Raw genomic sequence first — 23,394 nt, 5'->3', positions numbered from 1 at the left:
CAATAGGCTCTTAAGTAAAATAGATTTTGTGCTAATATCTAGTTACTAATAATTTTTCAGTAATTGCTTTGCTATTAAGCTTACTGCTCAGGTTATTAGTATAACGATAATAAACCCTTACAAGTAGCCAAATATGATTAAACAAACTAGTATTAATAATGTCTATGATTTGGAGCCTAAAAACTCTAATCAGGAAATATTTACTGATTTATTTAAAAGTGATGATATCCGCATTGAAAAAATAATTTCCTATGGGCAAGTAACGCCAGCTGATCAGCCATATATACAAGCTCATGATGAGTGGGTTGTAGTATTAAAAGGTCAAGCACGACTTAAACTAGAAGATAAGTACTATACTCTCAAGCAAGGGCAGCATTTATTTATCGCTAAAAATACAAGACATTGGGTTACTTTTACAAGTAATCCTACTATCTGGTTAGCAATTCATTTTGGGAGATTATGATGCAACATTTTTTTGCTGAGCATTTTTATATCTTATGTATCTTTATTATATCGATGGGTTTTTTGGCGAGTTTTATTGATGCCATAGCAGGTGGTGGAGGTTTAATCAGTATTCCAGCATTGAGTTTGACAGGTTTGCCGATTGTTACTGTCTTAGGAACAAATAAGTTTCAAGCTAGTATTGGTACAGGTATGGCAGTCCTTAAATATTATAAAAGTGGTCTTATTGATATCAAGACAGTAGTAAGAGGTTTGGTGGCAGGCTTTATCGGCGCATGTTGTGGAACATTGCTAACTTTAATGATACATAATGATTTTATGAACAATATTGTGCCAATACTGCTGATTGCTGTTTTTATTTTCAGTATCGTTAATAAAAATCTTGGAGTAACTCAGGGCAAAAAAAGAATGTCAGAAGTAGCTTTTTTTACACTATTTGGTTTTATTTTAGGGGCTTATGATGGTTTTTTTGGACCTGGAACGGGTAATTTCTGGATTATTGCAATTGTATACTTTCTTGGTTACACATTTTTGCAAGCTTCAGGTTATGCAAAGATGCTTAATCTAAAAAGTAATGTTTTTTCACTGACTGTTTTTGCATTATCTGGACAGGTTAATATCGCTTTTGGACTTTTGATGGCAATAGGAAGTTTCTTTGGTGGTATCGCTGGTTCAAAAATGGTTATTTTGAAAGGTTCGAAATTAGTTAGACCAATATTTATAATTGTTGTTGGTGCAAGTATTTTGCTAATGATCAAAACGCGATATTTTTCATAGTAAGCTTGTTATACCGGGTTAGTATAAATAAATCTTAATGTTAATGATTATCTAGCAATGCTATAATATGCCAATATATTTTCTAATATAGATTAATTATTATGGATAATCAAAAAGCACTAGAAATAAAAAACCTTACTAAAGTTTATAAAGGTGGTTTGAAGGCGGTTGATGATATTAGTTTTGAGGTTAAAAAAGGCGATTTTTTTGCACTTTTAGGACCAAATGGCGCTGGTAAGTCAACAACTTTAGGAATGATATCTTCACTTGTAAATAAAACATCTGGTCAAATCAAGATTTTTGGTCATGATATAGATACTGACTATATCCAAGCTAGAAAGCACCTAGGTGTAATGACCCAGGAAATAAATCTTAATATTTTTGAAAAACCAATAGACATATTGATAACCCAAGCTGGATTTTTTGGGATTTCTAAAAAAGATGCTATACCGTATGCAGAGGAATTACTAAAAAAAGTAGATCTTTATGAAAAGAGGAATACCCAAGTTAGATTTTTATCTGGTGGTATGAAAAGAAGATTGATGGTTGTTAGAGCGCTTATTCATAAACCTAAGCTTCTTATCCTTGATGAGCCAACTGCTGGTGTTGATGTTGAGCTTAGAAATTCATTGTGGGAGATGATTTCAGAGTTTCACAGAGAAGGTTTGACAATAATTTTGACAACTCATTATTTAGAAGAAGCTGAATCGATGTGTAAACATATTGCGCTTATTAATAAGGGTAAGTTAAGTGTTAATACAGATATGAAGACTTTCTTAAAATCAGCTGATAAACATACTTATATCTTTGACCTTAAAGATAAGTGTCAGCAAGAGATACAACTTGACTTAGGTGAGGTTAAGCGAGTTGATGATTATACAATCGAGGTTGAGGTTTCAAAAGGAGTCGTACTTAATCAAATATTTGCTGAATTAAGTAGTAAGTATGATTTAGATGTTTTGGATGTGCGTTCAAAAGCAGCTAAGTTAGAGAAGTTATTTATTGAAGTAGCAAGAAATAAATAGGTAAGTTTATGAATTTAAGAGATTATTGGATAACATACGTAACAATTTTTAATCGTGAGTGTAAAAGGGTTTTTAGAATTTGGCCACAGACTTTACTTCCATCAGTGATAACTATAGTTTTATATTTTCTGATTTTTGGTAAGGTTGTTGGATCACGTATAGGCACTATGGGAGATGGAGTTACTTATATGCAGTATATCACTCCGGGTCTTATAATCATGGCGGTGATTCAAAACTCATATGGTAATGTTGTCAGCTCTTTTTTTGGTATTCGCTTTAGTAAAGCTATAGAAGAGTTATTAGTATCACCTGTTAGTAATCATGTGATAGTACTAGGATATATTTCTGGTGGTATATTTAGAGGATTTATCGTAGGGATGTTTGTTAGTGTAGCGGCGTTTTTATTAGGTGGCTTCGCTACTATACACAATATACTATTGGTTTTAGCTGGTTTTATATTTTGTGGTGCTTTATTCTCTCTTGGTGGTTTGATAAATGCAATATTCTCACAAAAGTTTGATGATACTACGATATTTCCTACATTTATACTTACACCACTTATTTACTTAGGTGGAGTGTTTTATAATATAGATAATTTAACTGGATTCTGGCACTTTATCTCATCTTGTAATCCATTATTTTATATTGTTGATTTTGTTAGATATGGTTTTATAGGTGTTTCTACAGTTAATCCATACTTTGCATTTGCAGCGATAGTAATTTTCACATTTTTATTATACTATCTATGTTGGTACTTACTTGAGAAAGGTATTAGATTGAAAGCTTAGAGATTATTCTTTTACTCTATGTACTCGACGAATAATGTACAGTGGTCTGTGCTTTGTTTCGATAAATATTCTGCCTATATAACTACCTAGCATTCCGATACCTATCATCTGTAAACCACTAAAAAATAGTATAAAGGTTACAAGGGATGGATAACCCGGGACATCTATACCAAATAATAGTGATTTTAGAACTATTATAGAACCGTAGATAAAGCTGATAAGTGCGACACAAACTCCAATGTAAGACCATATTTCTAAAGGTGCGCGGCTAAAGCTTGTGATACCATCTATAGAAAACTTAAATAATTTCCAATAATTCCATTTAGTCTGTCCAGCAGCTCTTTCTTCGCGAGCATGGTAGACTATTTTTTCTTTGAAGCCTATCCAAGTAAGTAGCCCTTTATTAAAGCGTATTTTTTCTTTGAGTTCTAGAAAAGCATTAATAGCAGCTCTGTTTAATAATCTATAGTCACCAGCATTAGGAGTTAATTTGGTGTCACTAATTCTATTCATAACTTTGTAGAAAAGTCCAGCAGTGTGTTTTTTGGTTGAAGTATCTGTATCACGATTTTCTCTAACAGCGGTGACAACCTCATAGCCATCTAACCAATGTTGTACCATTTCTAAAATAAGTTCTGGAGGATCCTGTAAGTCGGCATCTATTGATATTGCAGCATCACCGTTACAGTTTGCAAACCCAGCAAACAAAGCCGCTTCTTTACCAAAGTTGCGTGATAAATCAACTACAGCAATCTCAGGAATATCTTTTTGTTTTTCTAAAAGTAGTTCAAGAGTATTATCATTACTACCATCATTGATAAAGACAAGTTCGTATTTGGTTGGAAGTTTTTCAAGGATTGGCATAAGTCTAGCAAATAAATGCTCTATGCCTTCTGCTTCATCTTTTACTGGTATTATTATACTTGTTAGCTTATCTTTATTATCCATAAAATTAATCTGCTTATAAATATTTTGTTAGTTATTTTAAATCTATCAATAGGATTGGGCAACTTATATATTTTTTTGTTCAAGAAAAATTATAATTTATTTTTGTTTGTAAATATAAGTCAAACGATTGTTATGCTATTAAGTCTTTTTGCTATAATACATCCAAGTTTGTCTTAAAGATATAAAAGATGGTTTTTAAATATAATAAGGTTGCGATCATTGGTAAGCATTATAAAAAAGAAGTAAGTCAAATGATTGAGACGCTATCGGCTTATTTACAGCAACAAGGCTTAGAAATAACTATAGAAAATGATACAGCAGCTGATACTTCTCTTGTAAATATTGCTACTGCTAGCCTAAAAGAGATTGCGCTAAAATGCGATGTTGCAATAATAGTTGGTGGTGATGGTAACTTTCTTAAAGCATCTAGAGTTTTAGCCTTGTACAGTAATATCCCAGTTATTGGTATAAATAAAGGTAAATTAGGTTTTTTGACAACACTTGCTGCAGATGATAATGCTCTAAAAAATGATCTCTATGCGATATTAAAAGGTGATAGTTCGGTGACAAAAATGAGTATGCTAAAGTGTCGTGTTGATAATAATTTGCGTGCACCATTAGAAGCATCAATCGCTCTAAATGAGATAGCGATAACAGCTAGTAGGGGTTTGATGTTTGGGCTCAAAGTTTTTATCGATGGTAGGTACGCTTTTGACCAAAGAGGTGATGGGCTTATTGTTTCTACACCTACTGGCTCAACAGCACATGCAATGTCAGCGGGAGGGCCAATTTTGAATCCTAATCAAAATAGTGTAGTTTTGGTGCCAATATGCTCGCACTCATTAAACAGTAGACCTTTAGTTATCTCAGATGAGAGTGTTATTGACATTTATATAACTGATTATAATGATCCAGAACCAGTTTTAAGTATTGATGGTAGACATGATACTATCCTCAAAGCAAGTCAAAAAGTAACTATCCAAAAAGCGCGAAAGAAAGTTACAGTATTACATACAAAAGATTATAATTATTATGATACTCTAAGAGAGAAGTTAGGATGGAGTAAAGTTCTGTTTTAGAAAAGCTCAACTAATATAACTATCACAAAAATAGTGATAAAAATAGCTGAAATAAACTCTATCTTTTTAATATTTCTAAAAAATACTTGTCTAAGTTTATCGTTACCAAAGAAAGTCGCAACAATACAAAACCATACAAGTGTTGTAAGAGCTATAGCTATCCAAATGGCAACTTTACCAAAACTGTTTAGCCCATCAACTAGACTTAGCATTGAACTAAAAAAGACTAATACTTTAGCATTGGCAAGATTAGTAAAAGCGCCATTTAGAAAAAATTTGGTATTTGAGGGTTTGTCAAAATTATCTAGATTTTTTATATGTTGATTAGCATTTGGGTTAAGTTGTTGTTTTGTAAAAATACTTTTATACAAGCTAAAAGCGATATATGCAAGGTATGCCGCACCTATGAGAATTAGCATCTTAAATAATAAGGGTTGCTTGTATAATAAGAATGATCCAAACCAGTAGACGATAAAGGTATTTAAAAAAATTCCACTAGCAACGCCACTTGCTGTATATATTCCTGATTTATGTCCAAATTTAATAGAGTTACTGATAGTTACAAAAAAATCTGGACCAGGTAGGATAAGGCAACTTATCTGTAAAGCTAGAATTGTTAGAAAGATTAGCACTGTTATACTCTTATTTTTGATTTAGTTGAGATAGAATAGTATTAATAAAATTGGAATAAATCTAGAAAAATGTGTGACAAATCTAAAGAAAATCTGCGTCAGATAAAAAGTTATGTACAAAGAGCAGGTAGAGTAACAAAAAAACAACAACAAGCTCTCGATGATTATGCGTCTAAATATATGATTGAGTATGATCAAAATAAGAGCTTAGACTTTTCTCAGATATTTAAAAACTCTAATGATGTAATATTAGAAATAGGTTTTGGTATGGGTGGATCTTTGGTTGAAATGGCATTGGCTAATCCAGCGAAAAACTATCTTGGTATCGAGGTTCATAAAGCAGGAGTGGGTAATATTCTCTATGAAATCGAACATCAAAATATATCTAATCTTTTAGTGATGAGCCATGATGCAGTTGAGATATTAGAGAATATGATAGCAGATCAATCTTTATCTAGTATACAAGTATATTTCCCAGATCCTTGGCATAAGAAAAAGCATAATAAGCGTAGGCTTGTTAATCAGACAAATATTGATCTATTTGCTAAGAAATTAAAATATGGTGGTGTGTTTCACTATGCTAGCGATTGGTTACCATATGCAGAGGAAGTTTTAGAGCTACTTGAGAATGATAGTAAATACAGAAATTTATATAGTGGCTTTGCGCCAAGACCAGAGTGGCGACCTTTGACAAAGTTTGAGAAGCGGGGACAAAATCTCGATTATCCGATATCAGATATACTTTTTGAAAGGGTTGAAAATAAATAAAGATTGAACAATATAAATAATTTATGATAAAAACGGTCATGCTGAATTGAGCATCTCACTATAAATATTGGTCTTATTGAGATCCTGAAACAAGTTCAGGATGACTAAATTAGTTAAAGGAAAAATAGTGAAAATAGCCAGATATAAAAAAGGCTTTATAAAAGCAACTGAATATAACAGTAAATTACATTTTGATAATATTTTTTGTCCAGATTGTGGCAAAGCTAAAGTAAAGATAGTACGTAAGGCTGACCAAGAGCCATATTTTGTATTTGTCCAAGATCAACAGCATGATGAGCTTTGTCCAAGAGTAGCTAAACCAATTCAAGATCAAAAAATCAAAGAGTTGATTTTAAGTGAATCAAAAAAAGATATGAGTAAACTTAATTTCTTGGTTAATAAAAACCTTGAAAAATGTATAAATCTTGTCACAAAATTAGAAAATAATGGTGAGCTTAAAAAAGCTGACGAGCTTAATCTGATGCCACAAAAAAAACAACAGATAACAGAAAAGCGTATTAGAGAGTACGCTAAGCAAGATATTTATACAATTAATATTATTGATTTAAGTGATATTGATACACAACAACCTAATAATAAGTATTGTTTGATATATGGAGTAGCTGGAATTACACTTGCTGATGTTGGTGATAGCAAGAAGCTGTTTTTTAAAGCTGATCAAGATTCACGCTTTTCGCTATTTGTTGTACCAAGTCAGATAAAGTATTTAGATTTTGATAAAGGTAAAAGAGCGAAATTTGCTGTTTTTGGCAGATTTAAAAAAGTTGGTAAATTTATAAACTTAGAAATTCGTTCGACACGTGATTTAGTTATTAGGGACTAAAAAATATGCATGTAAAAATCCTCCATGAAAAATTAAAAGATCAAGAGTTAATCTATAAATTGATCTCTGAAGCTTTTGATACTAGTGATGAAGAGAAACTAGTTAGACTTTTGCATACTGATCATCAAAGTTTGATATCGCTAGTTGCCGAAACTGATGATGGCAGTATAATAGGGCAGGCGATTATCTCAAAAATGACCGTTGAGAAAAATGATAAACTAAAAATATATGCTCTTGCACCAATGTGTGTAGCACCAAAATATCAGCATCAAGGAATTGGTTCTAAGCTTATAGAAGCAATCATCAAAGAAGCAACAAAAAATAATATTGATGCAATATTTGTCTTAGGTCATCCAAGTTATTATCCAAAGTTTGGTTTTAAACCGGCTACAGAATATCAGATAAAATGTGAATATGATGTCCCAGCTGATGTTTTTATGGTTTTAGATTTGTCAGCTAAACTATCTCAATTAAAAGGTCAAACTGTCTACTATGCCGAAGAGTTTGGCAAAATTTTTAGATCGATAAAATTATAAACTAAATAAAGATTCTTATAATAACTTTATATATAATCGAAATGTAGAGAATTTTATAAGAAGTCTTTATTATGTCAATTTATCAAGGATTTGTTAACAAATATAATTTAAGTAAAACTCTAAGATTTGAGCTAATTCCACAAGGTAAAACACGTGAGAACATAAAAATAAAAGGTTTAATCTTAGATGATGAGAAAAGAGCCAAAGATTACAAAAAAGCTAAACAAATCATTGATAAATACCATCAGTTTTTTATAGAAGAAATATTAAGTTCTGTTTGTATTGGCGAAGATTTATTACAAAACTATTCTAATATTTATTTTAAACTTAAAAAAACTGATGATGATAATTTACAAAAAGAGTTCAAGAATGCAAAAGATACAATAAAGAAACAAATATCTAAACATATAAATGACTCAGAGAGATTTAAGAATTTGTTTAATCAAAACCTTATTGATGCTAAAAAAGGGCAAGAGTCAGATTTAATTCTATGGCTAAAGCAATCTAAGGATAATGGCATAGAGTTATTTAAAGCAAATAATGATATTACAGATATAGATGAGGCTTTAGAGATAATCAAATCTTTTAAAGGTTGGACAACTTATTTTAAAGGATTTCATGATAATAGAAAAAATGTCTATAGTACCGATGATATTCCTACATCTATTATTTATAGAATAGTAGATGATAATTTGCCTAAATTTCTAGAAAATAAAGCTAAGTATGAGAGTTTAAAAGACAAAGCTCCAGAAGCTATAAACTATGAACAAATTAAAAAAGATTTAGCAGAAGAGCTAACCTTTGATATTGACTACAAAACATCTGAAGTTAATCAAAGAGTTTTTTCACTTGATGAAGTTTTTGAGATAGCTAATTTTAACAATTATCTAAATCAAAGTGGTATTAGCAAATTTAATACTGTTATTGGTGGTAAATTTGTAAACGGTGAAAGTGCAAAGAGAAAGGGTATAAATGAATATATAAATCTATATTCACAACAAACAAATGATAAAACACTCAAAAAATTTAAAATGAGTGTTTTGTTTAAGCAAATTTTAAGTGATACAGAGTCTAAATCTTTTGTGATTGACAAGTTAGAGGATGATAGTGATGTAGTTACAACAATCCAAAGTTTTTATGAGCAAATAGCAGCTTTTAAAATAGTAGAAGAAAAGTCTATTAAAGAAACACTATCTTTACTATTTGATGATTTAAAAGCTCAAAAACTTGATTTGAGCAAAGTCTATTTTAAAAATGATAAATCTCTTACTGATTTATCGCAACAAGTTTTTGATGACTATAGTGTTATTAGTACAGCAGTACTAGAATATATAACTCAACAAGTAGCACCAAAAAATGTTGATAATCCTACTAAGAAAGAGCAAGAATTAATAGCCAAAAAAACTCAAAAAGCAAAATATCTGTCTTTAGAAACTATAAGAGATGCTCTTAATGAGTTTAACAAGCATAGAGATATAGATAAACAATGTCAGTTTGAGAAAATACTTGCAAATTTTGCAGATATTCCAAGGCTACTTGATGAGATAACTCAACATAAAGGCAATTTGGCACATATATTTGTCAAGTATCAGAATCAAGATAAAAAAGACCTACTTCAAACTAGTGCAGAAGGAGATGTTAAAGCTATCAAAGAGCTTTTAGATCAGACTAATAATCTCTTACATAAACTAAAAATATTTCATATTACCCAATCAGAAGATAAGGCAAATATTTTAGATAAGGATGAGCATTTTTATTTGGTATTTGAAGAATGCTATTTTGAATTAGCAAATATAGTTCCTATCTATAATAAAGTTAGAAACTATATAACTCAGAAACCATATAGTGATGAGAAGTTTAAGTTAAATTTTGATAACTCAACTTTAGCTAATGGTTGGGACAAAAACAAAGAGTCTGATAATACTGCAATTTTATTTATCAAAGATGATAAGTATTATCTGGGTGTGATGGATAAGAAAAATAACAAAATCTTTAATGATAAAGCTATTAAAGAAAACAAAGGTGAAGACTATAAGAAAGTTGTTTATAAACTTTTACCTGGGGCAAATAAAATGTTACCTAAGGTTTTCTTTTCTGCTAAATCTGTAAATTATTATAATCCAGACAAAGAAATCCTTAGAATAAGAAACCATTCAACACATACAAAAAATGGTAGTCCTCAAAAAGGATATGAAAAATTTGAGTTTAATATCGAAGATTGTAGAAAGTTTATAGATTTTTATAAACAGTCTATAAGTAGGCACCCAGAGTGGAAAGATTTTGGATTTAGATTTTCTGATACTAAAAAATACAATTCTATAGATGAATTTTATAGAGAAGTTGAAAATCAAGGCTACAAACTTACATTTGAAAATATATCAAAGAGCTATATTGATAGTTTAGTCAATGAAGGCAAACTATACTTGTTTCAGATTTATAACAAAGATTTTTCAGCTTATAGCAAAGGGCGACCAAATCTACATACTTTATATTGGAAAGCGTTGTTTGATGAGAGAAATCTTCAAGATGTGGTTTATAAGCTAAATGGTGAGGCAGAGCTTTTTTATCGTAAACAATCAATACCTAAAAAAATCACTCACCCAGCCAAAGAGGTAATAGCTAATAAAAATAAAGATAATCCTAAAAAAGAGAGTGTTTTTGAATATGATTTAATCAAGGATAAACGCTTTACTGAAGATAAGTTTTTCTTTCACTGTCCTATTACAATGAATTTCAAATCTAGTGGGGCTAATAAGTTTAATGATGAAATTAATTTATTGCTAAAAGAAAAAGCAAATGATGTTCATATCCTAAGTATAGATAGAGGTGAAAGACATTTGGCTTACTATACTTTAGTAGATGGTAAAGGAAACATTATCAAACAAGATACTTTCAACATCATTGGTAACGATAGAATGAAAACAAACTACCATGATAAGCTTACTGCAATAGAGAAAGATAGGGATTCAGCTAGGAAAGACTGGAAAAAGATAAATAACATCAAAGAGATGAAAGAGGGTTATTTATCTCAGGTAGTTCATGAAATAGCAACGCTAGTGATAGATTATAACGCTATTGTGATTTTTGAGGATTTAAATTTTGGATTTAAAAGAGGACGTTTCAAGGTAGAGAAGCAGGTCTATCAAAAATTAGAAAAAATGCTAATTGAAAAGCTAAACTATCTAGTTTTTAAAGATAATGAGTTTGATAAAGCTGGTGGAGTGCTTAGAGCTTATCAGCTAACATCACCTTTTGAGACTTTTAAAAAGATGGGTAAATAAACAGGTATTATCTACTATGTACCAGCTGGTTTTACTTCAAAAATTTGTCCTGTAACTGGCTTTGTAAATCAGTTATATCCTAAGTATGAAAGTGTCAGCAAATCTCAGGAGTTCTTTAGTAAGTTTGATAAGATTAGATATAACTTAGATAAGGGCTATTTTGAGTTTAGTTTTGATTATAAGAACTTTGGTGACAAGGCTGCCAAAGACAAGTGGACTATAGCTAGCTTTGGGAGTAGATTAATTAACTTTAGAAATTCAGATAAAAATCATAATTGGGATACTCGAGAAGTTTATCCGACTAAAGAGTTGGAGAAATTGCTAAAAGATTATTCTATCGAATATGGGCATGGTGACTGTATCAAAGCAGCTATTAGTGCAGAGGGTGACAAAAAGTTTTTTGCCAAACTAACTAGTATCCTAAATACTATCTTACAAATGCGTAATTCAAAAACAGGTACTGAGATAGATTATCTAATTTCACCAGTAGCTGATGTAAATGGTAACTTCTTTGATTCGCGACAGGCGCCAAAAAATATGCCTCAAGATGCTGATGCAAACGGTGCATATCATATAGGGCTAAAAGGTCTGATGCTACTCGATAGGATCAAAAATAATCAAGAAGGTAAAAAGCTTAATTTGGTTATCAAAAATGAAGAGTATTTTGAGTTTGTGCAGAGTAGGAATAACTAGTTCATTCAGAAATATACTATCGCTTCAGTCTAACGACTGCTACCCCTTCAATGATTTGCAGGGGAACTATTTTAATGAATATACATAAAGAGTTATTGATTATATGGAAAATTATATTCTAATAACATGGTTAAATGATTTTATATTCTGTCCATACTCAATATATTTGCATAATATCTATAGTAATGCGTCAGATACTACATACTATTCATCTAGCCAAACAAAAGGGCGACAAGCTCATAAAAGTATTGATAATGGCATATACAGTACCAAAAAAGATGATCTAATAGGTATTGATGTTATTAACCACAAATATGGTTTGGTTGGCAAAATTGATATTTTTCATAAAGATAAGGGCTTACTTGTCGAGAGAAAAAGGCAAATCAAGACTATCTATGATGGTTATAAATATCAGCTTTATGCGCAATATTTTTGCCTCCAAGAAATGGGCTATGATGTCAAAGCCATCAAATTTTATTCAATGGTTGACAACAAGTCATACCCAATAGAGATACCAACTTCAGCTGAGTTAGAAAAGTTTGAAAAACATATTCAAACAATCAAACAATATAATCCAATGGATAACTCATTTAGGCAAAATATTGAAAAATGTAAATTTTGTATATATGCAAACTTATGTGATAAAACGGACTTGTAGATTATGTTTAGTAGAAATGATATTGAATCAAAGAATATAGTTTTTGTTAATATTTTTGATGGAGTGAAGCTTAGTCTATCATTGGGGAATATAGTTATAAAAGATAAAGAAACTGATGAGGTGAAAACTAAGCTTTCTGTTCATAAAGTTCTTGCATTGTTCATTGTAGGTAATATGACTATGACATCGCAACTTTTAGAGACCTGTAAGAAAAATGCCATACAGCTAGTTTTTATGAAAAATAGCTTTAGACCATATCTATGTTTTGGTGATATTGCTGAGGCTAATTTTTTAGCTAGATATAAGCAATATAGTGTAGTTGAGCAAGATATAAGTTTAGCAAGGATTTTTATAGCATCAAAAATACATAATCAACATAATCTAGTTAGAAGTCTAAGAGATAAAACTCCAGAGCAGAAAGAGATAGTCAAAAAGAATAAACAGCTTATAGCAGAATTAGAAAATACAACAAGCTTAGCCGAACTAATGGGTGTAGAGGGTAATATTGCAAAAAATTTTTTCAAAGGATTTTATGGGCATTTGGATAATTGGCAAGGACGCAAACCAAGAATAAAACAAGATCCATATAATGTTGTTTTAGATTTAGGCTATAGTATGTTGTTTAATTTTGTAGAGTGTTTTTTGCGACTTTTTGGCTTTGATTTATACAAGGGTTTTTGTCATCAGACTTGGTATAAGCGTAAATCTTTGGTTTGTGACTTTGTTGAACCATTTAGATGTATTGTTGATAATCAAGTCAGAAAATCATGGAACCTTGGACAATTTTCTATAGAGGATTTTGGTTGTAAGAATGAACAGTTTTATATAAAAAAAGATAAATCAAAAGACTACTCAAAAATACTCTTTGCCGAGATCATTAGCTACAAGCTAGAGATATTTGAGTATGTAAGAGAGTTTTATCGTGCCTTTATGCGAGATAAAGAAATTGCAGAGTATCCGATATTTTGTTATGAAACTAGGAGGGTGTATGTTAATAGTCAGTTATGATTTTAGTAATAATAAAGTTAGAGCGAAATTTGCCAAATTTTTGGAAGGGTATGGTGTACGTTTGCAGTATTCTGTATTTGAGCTCAAATATAGCAAGAGAATGTTAGACTTGATTTTAGCTGAAATAGAAAACAACTATGTGCCATTATTTACAAATGCTGATAGTGTTTTAATTTTTAACGCTCCAGACAAGGATGTGATAAAATATGGTTATGCCATTCATAGAGAACAAGAGGTTGTGTTTATAGACTAAAAATTGCAAACCTTAGTCTTTATGTTAAAATAACCATTAAGTTCTTAGAGATATTTAAAAATATGACTGTTGTTATATACCAAAATGCTAAAAAGATGATAGATTTTAGGTCTTTTTTTGCTCATTTAGGCAAAAACGGGTCTAAGAACTTTAAATAATTTCTACTGTTGTAGATATAATGTCTAATAACACTTAGATTAATGTCTAAGAACTTTAAATAATTTCTACTGTTGTAGATATTTTATTTCGTTATAGCTAGTAATATGTCTAAGAACCTTAAATAATTCTGCCAATATATTATTGATTTCTAAATTAGAATTTGCTAATATAAAACTTACTTGAGGAATTACAGACTTATGAAAATGGATTTAATGCAGATGAAAGATAATGCTAGTAAAGCTTCTTCATTATTAAAAGCAATATCTCATGAGTCAAGACTATTGATATTATGTTTGCTACTTAGACGAGAAATGACGGTAGGAGAGTTAGCAGAGTACTCTAGTTTGAGTCAATCGGCATTTTCTCAGCACTTATCAGTATTGAGAAATAATAGTCTGGTCAAATGTAGGAAAGAGGCGCAAAATGTATATTACAGTATCAACGATCCTTCGGTAACAAAAATATTAGAGGCTTTGTATAGCATATATTGTGGTGATAAAAGCTAAAAAATTTAAAGTTTATATTAGTAAAATCTAAATTAGATAAAGTTAAAATAAGGAGACTAAGATGAATAAAGTAGAAAAAATATCAGTAAAACAATTTCTTGATTTACAAAAAAAAGAGAAGGTTAAGCTAATAGATATTAGAACTCCTGCTGAGCATAGCAGAGAGTGTATTGATTGTGCTGAGAATATCCTTGTTGATGATATCTATGATGCTGATATTAAATCCGATGAAGTAGTGGTTCTTCACTGCCAATCTGGTAACAGAACAAATCAAGCAGCTAGTAAAGTTGTTGGCTTAAACGCTAAGAAAGTTTACTTGCTAGATGGTGGTATCAATGCTTGGAAACAGCATAAGCAACCAACACAAAAAAATGTTAAAGAGCCTCTACCTATCATGCGTCAAGTACAAATCATTGTTGGCTTTTTAGTACTTTTAGGTGTGGTGCTTTCGTTTACAGTATCACAATATTTTGCAATTTTAAGTGGCTTCTTTGGTGCTGGACTTTTATTTGCAGGCTTGACTGGGACTTGTGGTTTGGCAGTGATGTTAGAGTTTTTACCATACAATAAAAGAAGATAATAAAATTGTAAATAGGAGCTTATGATGACTAAGAAATATCTAATTATCGGAGGGGTTGCTGCAGGAGCTTCTGCTGCTGCAAGACTAAGAAGGCTAGATGAGTCAGCTGAGATTATCATGTTTGAAAAAGGTCCACATGTATCATTCTCAAACTGCGGTTTACCATATCATCTTGGTGGTTATATCGAGCCAGCTGAAAAGCTGATTTTGATGACTCCAGAGAAGTTTGATAAACAATATAATATCGATGCACGTACAAACTCTGAAGTTATAGCTATTGATAGGATAAATAAGCTCGTAACAGTCATAAATTGCCATAGTGGTGAGAAATATAGCGAGAGTTATGATAAGTTAATCTTGGCTGTAGGAGCTAAGCCGATAGTGCCACCTTTTAGAGGACTTGAGACGATTGAGCACTTTATCCTAAGAAATGTTGTCGATGTCAAAAAGATTCATCAAGCAGTTTTTGATAAACAAAAACCTGTCAAAGATATAACAGTAATTGGCGCTGGCTTTATTGGAGTTGAGGTTGCAGAAAATCTCAAAGAAAGAGGATTTAATGTAACTATAATCGAGATGGCTAATCAGATTATGCGCCCTTTTGATTATGAGATGGCAAAATTCTTAGAGAAAGAGCTACTAGATAATGGTGTTAAGCTATTACTTGGTGAAAGAGTTGTGGGCTTTGAATCTGATAAGGTCTTACTTGAGTCAGGTAAAGAGATAAAAACAGATTTGGCTATTTTAGCTATAGGAGTTGCACCAGATACTAACTTCCTAAAAGAAGTAGGTATCAATCTAGCAAAAACTGGTCATATTATTGTCAATGATAACTATCAAACATCTGATGAAAATATCTATGCCGCAGGTGATGCTATTTTGGTTAAAAATGCTCTAACCGCCCAAGATTTCAACTTGCCTTTGGCAGGTCCAGCTAACAAACAAGGTCGTCTGATAGCTGATCACATCAATGGTCATAAGGTGGTAAATAAAGGCTATATTGGCTCATCTATTATTCAAATATTTAATTATACTGGCGCTGCAACAGGTCTAAACGAGGCTTGGATTAAGTTTCATAATTTAGATATTGATTATGAAGTTGCCTATACTGCACCGTTTGATAGGGTTAGTATCATGCCAAATGCGGTAAATGTCTTTACAAAGATATTATTTGAGAAAAATACCGGTAAGCTGCTAGGAGCTCAAGTTATAGGTAGAGGAATTGTTGATAAAAGAGCAGATGTATTTGCTACAGCTATCAAAGCAGGGATGACGGTTGAGGATTTACAAGACCTTGAACTATGCTATGCACCACCATATTCAACTGGTAAAGACATAGTCAATCATACAGGCTATGTTGCCAATAACTTGCTTAAAGGTGATTTTAAGCAAGTTGCTTTTACCCAAGTTGAAGAATTATTAGCACAAAATGCACAAATTATCGATGTAAGAGAGATTAACGAAACTCGTCGAGGTATGCTCAAAAATGCAAAAAATATACCGTTGTCTGAAATAAGAACTAGACTAGCAGAAATTGATAAAAATAAGCCTGTATATGTGCATTGCCAAACAGGGCAAAGATCATATAATGTCGTTTTGCTGTTACAGCAACATGGCTATGATGCTTATAATATTGCTGGTGGATATATTATGATCTTAGATTATTATGATACTATTGAACGTATGACAGGCAAAAAAATCCTTTAATAGATAAAGGAATGTTTTAACTAATGTGATGATTACATCTAGGGAGAATTATGTTATTCAGACAACTAATAGACAGAGATACTTATACATATACTTATATTCTAGGCTGTGAGCAGACAAGACAAGCAGTGATAATAGATTCTGTAAGATTTAATGTTAATCAGTATCTCAAGTTGCTAAAAGAGCTAGATCTTAAACTGATCTATGCAATAGACACTCATGTCCATGCTGATCATGTCACCGCAGCTGGAATTTTAAGAAAAGAGACTGGTTGTGATATCGTTATCGGAGGTCAAAGCAAAGCAGAGTGTGCAACCAAAAAAGTATTTGATGGTGATATCCTAGAATTTGGTAACTATCAACTAAAAGCTTTGTATACTCCAGGTCATACAGATGATTCATACTGTTTTACTACTGAAAATATGCTTTTCACAGGCGATACTTTATTGATAAGAGGATCTGGTAGAACTGATTTTCAAAATGGTGACTCATATGCAGCATATGATAGTATTATGAATAAGCTAATGACTTTACCAGGTAGTACAATTATTTATCCTGGTCATGATTATAATGGTATAACCAGTAGTAGTGTTGCCGAAGAAAGACAAAATAATCCAAGGTTAAAGGTTAAATCACCAGATGAGTACGCTAAGTTAATGGCTGATTTAAAGCTACCACCGCCAAACTATATAGATATTGCAGTTCCAGCAAATTTGAAATGTGGTATGGAAGAATAAATGTTTTTGATAGTTTTTGGCTTTATCTGTGGAATCGCGCTAGGATTGACAGGCGGTGGTGGCTCAATTTTGGCAGTTCCTTTGCTTACTTATGGTGTTGGTTTAGATTTTCATAGTGCTGTTACAATATCTTTGCTTGTGGTTGGTTTTACAGCAATTTTTGGTCTTGTAGTTAATTATAAGCAACATGACATCCACTATATAGCAGCAGCTGTAATGATTGTTACTGGGGTTGTTTTTGCACCAATAGGTAATTATATCTCGCAAGGATTATCAGATAAACTATTAATGCTAAGCTTCTCAATATTGATGATTTTGATAGGTGTTTGGAGCTTGATAAAAGCAAAATTAATCTCTAACTCAGGGAAATCAGTTTGTAAGAGTATCGGACCAAGATGTATAGTTGCATTATTGATAAGTGGTGGTGTCGTTGGTACATTGACTGGTTTTTTTGGTGTTGGTGGTGGCTTCTTAATTGTACCAGCATTAGTTTTTATAACAGCGATGCCGCTTAAAAGAGCTATTAATACATCGTTGTTAGTAATTTTTGTGGTATCAATATCTGGCTTTATATCTCATTATGATGAAACTAGTATGAACTGGTACATCGCGAGTATGTTTATAGTTGGTAGTGCTATTGGGATGCTTTTGGCAACTAAAGTCAAAAAAAGCCTCAATGATAAAGTTTTGCAAACAATATTTGCTGTTATGCTAGTTGTTTTGGGAGTAGGTTTATATTTTATTAATTAGTTTTTAGCCAGCCTGTAATACTAAATCTTTTATTCTCAGTAAGTACCGGTAAGACTTCATGTTCGATACTTTTGCTGTCAAAAAGAATTATTTTGCCATTAGTTGGAAATATCTCTAGTGTTTGATCTTTTAAATAAAGCTTTAGCTGTCCTCCAAAATAATCTTGCCAATCTTGATTAAGATAGCAAACTACTGATATAGTACGACGATCATCATTTTGAAAAGTATCAATATGTTTTTTATAAAATGATCCTTGAGGATAAATAGCATAATGAAACTCTTTATTAACAATTCCAGCAAAGCAGGTTTTATTAATATACTCAATAAAGCTATTTATTTTTTCAAAAAATACTTGTGCATATTTTGTTTCATCTAGCCAAAAAATAAAATCATTGCGGATTGATCTTTCGAGGTTTTCATTTAAACGATTACCGACAGCAGACTTTTTGAAATAATTTGCTTGATAGAGTTCTTCTAGTTGTTGTCTTAGCTTGCTGGTTTCATCAGTTGTTAGCCAGTTATCAATGATGCAAAAACCCTTATTAAGGTAATCATTAATTATTTTTTCATAGAAAGGATTAAGCACAAGTAAATCAGACATCATAATGCCCAATAGTATAGAGTAAGCGGATTATATACTAGAAATATTAACTTAGTTATCTATTTTTATAATAAAGTCTTCTAAATACTCATCGACATCTAATTCATATTCGGAAATAGCAAAATGCTTTGCTGATTTTTTTTGTTTATGCATTTCTTCGGTTGAGCCAGTATTTAGATGATGCCAGTCAGGTAAATCTTTACCTTCAAATAAAAGTTTATAGCTACAGCTATTAGGTAGCCACTTATGAGCATGATTTTTTAGTTGTTTGTAGGTTAGGTTTACACATTCAGGTACAAGCTGTTTTCTTTTCTGATACATACTGCATTGGCATTTGCCAATATCAAGAAGCTTACAACTGACTCTAGTGTAGTAAACTTCATCTGTTTCATCATCTTGAAGTTTGTTTAGACAACAAAGCCCACATCTATCACAGATTGACTCCCATTGTTCACTAGACATATCCTTCAAATCAATTTGTTGCCACCATTTACTCATAATTTATTTCTATTTCTGCTAATTTTAAAAATATTAAACTAAATTCTTTAAGAAAAATACAGTCTACTAGGTACAAAAGTAATACATTCCATTCTAACTAGTTTCAGGATCTCAATAAAATCAATACTTATAGTGAAATGCTGAAATAAACATGTGCTGGAGTTGATTCAGTATTCAGCATTACATTTTTGTGTGTAGTTAGTTTTTAGACTAAATAGAGAGTGTTTAAGAAACCTGTTGAATCGGTTGAGTTAGAACAGGTGAAATGCCTGTTTGTACAAAAATTTGCTGTTGAATTTTAGCAAAAGCATTTTCATAAGCTTGCGGGTCAAGTATTGCTGAAGAAGTATTTATCGGAGCTCCACCCTGGTTTGGATTTGGCATCGAGTTATAAACAACAAAGTTTATTCTTATACTTGAGTTTTTATTTGATTGTCTATAAGGTTGGATAAAGGCAGTAGCTTCTGTATATTCTGAATCACCCCAGAAGTTTGCGGTTTGAGTACTCTTTGCAGTGATTATTCCAGTGTCAAAATTAGCATCTTGAATTATATAACCAAGATTTTGCATAACTGTGACAGTAGCATCAAAAGCGGTTCTTAAATCAACATTAAAGACTTTTGTTTGCATTAGCTGAATTTGTAAAGGTGTTAAGTTAGGTTGTTGTGGTCCTGAAGATGCACAACCAGATAAAACTAAAACAATCAAATAAACTAATGGGGTAAGTTTTTTTAGCATAGTTATAAAAGCCTCATCTAGAAGTTAGTTGATAATGATTTATAGTCAGAAACAACATTACCTTTGAAGGTAATAATAATAGTCATGGTTTTTTGTGATTGCATAAAACCAGACTCTTGAGTATTTTCACCTGTGATAAGAAGAGTTAAAAATCCATCTCTAGAAGCATCATTTTCAACAGTTGCATTGGTTTGGTATGTCCATACTGATTCACCATTTGCATTTTGAGTAACTATATTAGGAGAGCCAAAAGCGTTTATCACTTGGTCTTTGGTAGTTACTCCTTTTTTAAGTGTTAAAGAGACATTACCAGAAGTATATGGAGTTTTTACAAAACCAACATTTTCTGGGTTGGTATTACTCACACAAGAGTTAAGGATAAATGCTAATCCTAGCATACAGATAATATTAAATTTCATAATCGCCTCACGAAATGATATAAAGTGTTTTAGTCGAGAACATTTTATTACAGATATTAAGAGAATGGTATATAAAACTTTACTATTTTAGCAGTATTAATAGCTCATAAGAACTGTATATATAATCTATAATAGGGTATAATCGAAAGCTATAAAATTCGCTAATCAACTACATCTACATAAAATTATGAAAACTACTGCTAGAGCTCGAAATAATGCTCGTTTATATACTGTACAAGCCTTGTACCAAAAGAGAGTTGCTGATAATACATTTGCTGAGCTTAAAGTTCAGTACTATGCCGATAATGCTGATAGACACTATACTGATTGGGATCTTTTCTATAGACTCATAGATGCAGTTAAATCAAATCAAGATACTATAGACAAATATATTCAAGAAAACTCAAATAATGGTGTAGCATCAATTAATTATGTTGATTATGCAGTTTTACAAGCAGCTATAGCAGAACTGATAGAATGTCTAGAAAATCCATATCAGGTGATTATAAAAGAGTATGTTGAGATATGTTATAGTATGGGTACCGAAGAAGGCTATAAGTTTGTTAATGCAGTATTGCAAAACCTTGCAAAATCGATTAGAGGTGAAGAGTAAATTTATCCTGAGATGCAAGAAAATTAAACTTACTACGATGTTGTAGTTGTTTATCTTTATCTAAAGTTGCGTTTAAAGTAGCTTGTTTGAATTCTTGATGAGCTAAGATATCACCATTATAATCAATAATCATACTATCACCAGCATAGTCAAAATTAGGATCGCTACCAACTCGATTACATGCTATGACAAAAGCTTGGTTTTCTATAGCTCGAGCTTTTAGTAACGCTTGCCAATGTTGACGGCGAGATTCTGGCCAGCATGCGACATTGATAAGTATATCATAATCATTATTGTTGCAGTTAAATACTGGGAATCTTAAGTCAAAGCAAACTGTTACAAGGATGTTAAAACCTTTATAATTAACAATTTGACGCTTATTGCCAGCTGTATACTTTTTGTCTTCACCTGCATGGATAAAAAGATGATTTTTATCATATGTATAAACTTGTTTATCAGGGGTTACAAAATACAGGCGATTAACAATCTTATCATCATTATAAGTAGCAGCACTGCCGACTATCGCATAATTTTTGCCCTTTACTTGACTGTACATCCAATTAACGATGTCTTGTTGGGTACTTGCTTGATCAGTTGGATTCATTATAAAAACCAGTATTAAACATCTCACACATTACGATAACATCAGTATCTTGGTCAATATTCGCGATAGTATTTTCTAGCTTATTATAATTTGCTTGTTTATCACCCCAGATAATATCTGATTGGATTACACTAACTTTTAGTTTTGACATGGCTATTATCCTTATATAAAAAAAGTTGTATTTTTATAGAGAGTTTAGCAAGCTTTAGTAAATTATTTAATAGTAAATTTATGCTATTACAAAGCTATCTTGTATATTGACAAATAAATAAGGTGATAACATAATAGCACTTAACTAAACTATATATCAAAATAATATGAAAGTATTAAAATCAAAAATATATATAATTTTTTTGGCTGTAGCATTAGCTATTATTTCAGGTTGTGCTAGTGACAAAGGAACACAGTATGAAGATGGTTATTATATAACTACTATTAACTATAATTTTGACACTGTTTATAATGCTACTCTTCAAGCAATACAAAATGGTCAAACATTTGATTACAAAGGTAACCCATATGATATATCAGTTAATAAAAATAATGGTACTGACGCGGAGATAGATTCTGCTAGTGATAGTGATCCTACAGATTCACTACAAGTAGCAATGAAGAAGTTACCTAATAATGCTACGAGAATTTCAATTAAATATGGTAGTCAAGGCAACTCAATTAGATCTTCAGCTCTAGTAGGTATAATAGAAGGAAATATTCGCTACGCTAATACATAACAATATATAAAACTTGAAACTTTTATGTATAATTGATTTATTCTTTAGTGATCTCAAAAATATTTCTTAACATTTTTTCTCTCTCTGTAAGCTCTGGTTCCACTAAATTTTCATTTACTATATCTAGATGATCAATATTATCAAAACCTAGATCACCGATATTACTAGACTTAGTGTCTGTCGGTTTTTGCTCTGTTGAATTAAGAGACTTTGAAGCATAACTATTATCTTGAAGAGCTAATTTTTTAGCAGAATTTAAAATTGTTAAAGTTTTATTATAATCTGTAGAATTTAGTTTTCTATAATCTATACCATTAATAATAGCATCAATCCAAATCGCGACATATCTGCCACAATCTGTTTGTAAAGGCATTTGAAGATGTATATTATCCAAAGAGGTTTCTACTTTGTATGTATTATTAGCAATCTTTGGTATATTATGAGCATCATTTTTATCAATATACGCAATAGATGAATTTACTCTTTCAAGTCCCTGCTTTAACGATTGTAATACAGAAAAACTAGCATTATTTGCAGCATGTGATATTAGAGAATCAACCATATTGAGAGTTATTGTTTTATCATAATTATCAATAGTTACTTCAAGAAGCACAGCATGAGGTGCATTATTTGATGATATTACAGTTCCTCCATATAAAATCTTTATTATATTTTTATCAAAATATTCATTTGCATATTCTGTAATATTTTCAACAATAGTCATATATTGCTCATAGTTTTTGGCTCTAAAAGATAATCTCTTTCCTTCTTTATTACTATAAATAACAACTTCATCTTCAGATGGTTTATAAATACCTCTATCTCCTCTGATATTGGCAAGATTCTTTATATAATTATCAGCCACAAAATTACTAGTACCAGAAACACCATATTTTGCTTCGAAGATTTTTTCGCCTGCGACAACTCCGTCAAAGTAGTGTTTCAACCCTCCATAAATCTTTTCAACTAAATAAGTTTCTGACCTTTTATTTATTGTAT

25 protein-coding genes and 2 pseudogenes are annotated in these 23,394 nt (G+C 31.3%); 19 read left to right on the top strand and 8 right to left on the bottom strand.

The genetic code is table 11. From position 1 onward, the window contains the following. Positions 1-133 precede the first annotated feature (133 nt). From FSC454_RS07350 to FSC454_RS07335, 4 genes are all read left to right on the top strand, one after another. Entirely contained in the window at positions 134-463 is a 330-nt protein-coding gene (locus FSC454_RS07350) for a cupin domain-containing protein (RefSeq protein WP_066046444.1), read from the top strand. Beyond that, entirely contained in the window at positions 463-1,239 is a 777-nt protein-coding gene (locus FSC454_RS07345) for a TSUP family transporter (RefSeq protein WP_066046448.1), read from the top strand. The genes FSC454_RS07350 and FSC454_RS07345 overlap by 1 nt, the downstream gene beginning before the upstream one ends. Before the next feature lie 101 nt (positions 1,240-1,340). After that, positions 1,341-2,264, top strand: coding sequence for an ABC transporter ATP-binding protein (locus tag FSC454_RS07340; RefSeq protein WP_014548749.1), 924 nt, complete (start codon positions 1,341-1,343; stop codon positions 2,262-2,264). Positions 2,265-2,272: 8 nt separating this feature from the next. Continuing rightward, complete coding sequence (locus FSC454_RS07335; RefSeq protein WP_066046443.1) at positions 2,273-3,052, top strand: ABC transporter permease; 780 nt, start codon at positions 2,273-2,275, stop codon at positions 3,050-3,052. A 3-nt stretch (positions 3,053-3,055) separates the two neighbouring features. Here the strand turns inward: FSC454_RS07335 and FSC454_RS07330 are convergent, their stop codons facing one another. Beyond that, a complete protein-coding gene (locus FSC454_RS07330) occupies positions 3,056-4,000 on the bottom strand; it encodes a glycosyltransferase family 2 protein (protein WP_014548747.1) in 945 nt (314 codons plus the stop codon). 188 nt (positions 4,001-4,188) lie between these two features. Between FSC454_RS07330 and FSC454_RS07325 the strand changes: the two genes are divergently transcribed. Then, complete coding sequence (locus tag FSC454_RS07325; protein ID WP_066046442.1) at positions 4,189-5,079, top strand: NAD(+)/NADH kinase; 891 nt, start codon at positions 4,189-4,191, stop codon at positions 5,077-5,079. On the opposite strand, the gene FSC454_RS07320 is transcribed toward FSC454_RS07325, so the two are convergent. Beyond that, on the bottom strand, positions 5,076-5,711 hold the full coding sequence (locus FSC454_RS07320) for a LysE family translocator (protein ID WP_066046441.1): 636 nt from the start codon (positions 5,709-5,711) through the stop codon (positions 5,076-5,078). The two genes, FSC454_RS07325 and FSC454_RS07320, sit on opposite strands and share 4 nt — an antisense overlap. A 69-nt stretch (positions 5,712-5,780) precedes the next feature. Here FSC454_RS07320 and trmB point away from each other — a divergent pair, with 69 nt between their 5' ends. From trmB to FSC454_RS07260, 12 genes and pseudogenes are all read left to right on the top strand, one after another. Next, positions 5,781-6,479, top strand: a complete 699-nt coding sequence (trmB, locus tag FSC454_RS07315; protein ID WP_066046440.1) for a tRNA (guanosine(46)-N7)-methyltransferase TrmB — start codon at positions 5,781-5,783, stop codon at positions 6,477-6,479. A gap of 127 nt (positions 6,480-6,606) precedes the next feature. Beyond that, positions 6,607-7,323 (top strand): hypothetical protein, encoded by a 717-nt coding sequence (locus FSC454_RS07310; protein ID WP_071794844.1) that lies wholly within the window; start codon positions 6,607-6,609, stop codon positions 7,321-7,323. 5 nt (positions 7,324-7,328) lie between these two features. Further along, positions 7,329-7,859: a GNAT family N-acetyltransferase gene (locus FSC454_RS07305; RefSeq protein ID WP_071794822.1), complete on the top strand. Its 531-nt coding sequence runs from the start codon at positions 7,329-7,331 to the stop codon at positions 7,857-7,859. A gap of 71 nt (positions 7,860-7,930) precedes the next feature. Then, positions 7,931-11,833, top strand: a pseudogene (gene cas12a / locus FSC454_RS07300) (type V CRISPR-associated protein Cas12a/Cpf1). A 103-nt stretch (positions 11,834-11,936) separates the two neighbouring features. Continuing rightward, complete coding sequence (gene cas4, locus FSC454_RS07295) at positions 11,937-12,491, top strand: type V CRISPR-associated protein Cas4 (RefSeq protein WP_231865174.1); 555 nt, start codon at positions 11,937-11,939, stop codon at positions 12,489-12,491. 3 nt (positions 12,492-12,494) lie between these two features. Continuing rightward, complete coding sequence (cas1, locus tag FSC454_RS07290) at positions 12,495-13,499, top strand: type V CRISPR-associated endonuclease Cas1 (RefSeq protein WP_066047313.1); 1,005 nt, start codon at positions 12,495-12,497, stop codon at positions 13,497-13,499. Further along, complete coding sequence (cas2, locus tag FSC454_RS07285; protein ID WP_066047317.1) at positions 13,480-13,752, top strand: CRISPR-associated endonuclease Cas2; 273 nt, start codon at positions 13,480-13,482, stop codon at positions 13,750-13,752. The genes cas1 and cas2 overlap by 20 nt, the downstream gene beginning before the upstream one ends. Before the next feature lie 362 nt (positions 13,753-14,114). Further along, entirely contained in the window at positions 14,115-14,417 is a 303-nt protein-coding gene (locus FSC454_RS07280) for an ArsR/SmtB family transcription factor (RefSeq protein WP_066047320.1), read from the top strand. 61 nt (positions 14,418-14,478) lie between these two features. After that, positions 14,479-14,997: a rhodanese-like domain-containing protein gene (locus FSC454_RS07275; protein ID WP_066047323.1), complete on the top strand. Its 519-nt coding sequence runs from the start codon at positions 14,479-14,481 to the stop codon at positions 14,995-14,997. A gap of 24 nt (positions 14,998-15,021) precedes the next feature. Continuing rightward, positions 15,022-16,704 carry an FAD-dependent oxidoreductase gene (locus FSC454_RS07270; protein ID WP_066047326.1) on the top strand — a complete coding sequence of 561 codons (1,683 nt, stop codon included), beginning with the start codon at positions 15,022-15,024 and terminating at the stop codon, positions 16,702-16,704. Between the two features lie 50 nt (positions 16,705-16,754). Next, positions 16,755-17,441, top strand: coding sequence for an MBL fold metallo-hydrolase (locus tag FSC454_RS07265; protein WP_066047329.1), 687 nt, complete (start codon positions 16,755-16,757; stop codon positions 17,439-17,441). Continuing rightward, the gene (locus FSC454_RS07260; RefSeq protein ID WP_014548733.1) at positions 17,442-18,191 is read left to right on the top strand and encodes a sulfite exporter TauE/SafE family protein; all 750 of its coding nucleotides are present in this window, start codon (positions 17,442-17,444) and stop codon (positions 18,189-18,191) included. It abuts the gene before it with no gap. Here the strand turns inward: FSC454_RS07260 and FSC454_RS07255 are convergent. The 4 genes from FSC454_RS07255 to FSC454_RS07240 all read right to left on the bottom strand — a co-directional run bounded on the left by FSC454_RS07255 (position 18,184) and on the right by FSC454_RS07240 (position 20,447). Continuing rightward, positions 18,184-18,792, bottom strand: a complete 609-nt coding sequence (locus FSC454_RS07255; protein WP_014548732.1) for a 2OG-Fe(II) oxygenase — start codon at positions 18,790-18,792, stop codon at positions 18,184-18,186. The genes FSC454_RS07260 and FSC454_RS07255 overlap by 8 nt on opposite strands. A 51-nt stretch (positions 18,793-18,843) precedes the next feature. Then, complete coding sequence (locus FSC454_RS07250; protein WP_003022238.1) at positions 18,844-19,290, bottom strand: YcgN family cysteine cluster protein; 447 nt, start codon at positions 19,288-19,290, stop codon at positions 18,844-18,846. Positions 19,291-19,515: 225 nt separating this feature from the next. Further along, the gene (locus tag FSC454_RS07245; RefSeq protein ID WP_066047331.1) at positions 19,516-20,028 is read right to left on the bottom strand and encodes a hypothetical protein; all 513 of its coding nucleotides are present in this window, start codon (positions 20,026-20,028) and stop codon (positions 19,516-19,518) included. Positions 20,029-20,045: 17 nt separating this feature from the next. Beyond that, complete coding sequence (locus tag FSC454_RS07240; protein WP_014548730.1) at positions 20,046-20,447, bottom strand: hypothetical protein; 402 nt, start codon at positions 20,445-20,447, stop codon at positions 20,046-20,048. 187 nt (positions 20,448-20,634) lie between these two features. Between FSC454_RS07240 and nusB the strand changes: the two genes are divergently transcribed. After that, positions 20,635-21,060: a transcription antitermination factor NusB gene (gene nusB, locus FSC454_RS07235; RefSeq protein ID WP_066047333.1), complete on the top strand. Its 426-nt coding sequence runs from the start codon at positions 20,635-20,637 to the stop codon at positions 21,058-21,060. On the opposite strand, the pseudogene FSC454_RS07230 reads toward nusB, so the two are convergent. Beyond that, a pseudogene (locus FSC454_RS07230) lies at positions 21,044-21,815 on the bottom strand (amidohydrolase). The gene nusB and the pseudogene FSC454_RS07230 overlap by 17 nt on opposite strands. A gap of 166 nt (positions 21,816-21,981) precedes the next feature. Here FSC454_RS07230 and FSC454_RS07225 point away from each other — a divergent pair. Beyond that, entirely contained in the window at positions 21,982-22,395 is a 414-nt protein-coding gene (locus FSC454_RS07225; protein ID WP_014548727.1) for a DUF3568 family protein, read from the top strand. 37 nt (positions 22,396-22,432) lie between these two features. Here the strand turns inward: FSC454_RS07225 and FSC454_RS10185 are convergent, their stop codons facing one another. Then, positions 22,433-23,341, bottom strand: a complete 909-nt coding sequence (locus FSC454_RS10185) for a hypothetical protein (RefSeq protein WP_066047336.1) — start codon at positions 23,339-23,341, stop codon at positions 22,433-22,435. Between the last annotated feature and the right edge of the window lie 53 nt (positions 23,342-23,394).

It is taken from the genome of Francisella hispaniensis FSC454, from assembly GCF_001885235.1.
In the GTDB taxonomy this organism is placed as follows: Bacteria; Pseudomonadota; Gammaproteobacteria; order Francisellales; family Francisellaceae; genus Francisella; species Francisella hispaniensis.
The sequence above is the reverse complement of the archived record's forward strand: the minus strand, read 5'-3'. Positions and strand labels throughout refer to the sequence as shown.